Source organism: Neisseria sp. P0006.S009 (genome assembly GCF_051962915.1).
GTDB classification, from domain to species: Bacteria; Pseudomonadota; Gammaproteobacteria; order Burkholderiales; family Neisseriaceae; genus Neisseria; species Neisseria subflava_E.
On sequence record NZ_JBQCUV010000035.1, the window covers coordinates 1 to 230 of the forward strand.

Annotated in this window: 1 protein-coding gene; it reads right to left on the bottom strand. The window is 40.9% G+C overall.

Annotated features, from left to right (window positions below):
* A partial coding sequence (locus ACTHTK_RS10360; RefSeq protein ID WP_440379756.1) for a glycosyltransferase family 9 protein occupies positions 1-230 on the bottom strand: 230 nt, incomplete at both ends.

Here is a 230-nt window from a genome sequence, read left to right on the forward strand (position 1 = left end):
CACATTGCATTGTTGTTCTTCATTCAACTTTTTCAATAATGAACGCCAGTGTTCTACCGGCCATAATTTACTGTCGCGACTGGTTGCAAGCAAAGCAACGTAATAAGGGGATTGCAAATATTTCAGACGGCCTGATTCAGGAACCGACAAACCAAATACCTGAGTCTCAGTCATTGTATAACCAAATACTTGGGCAAATAATTCACGGTTTCGCCAAACCTCATTTTTGC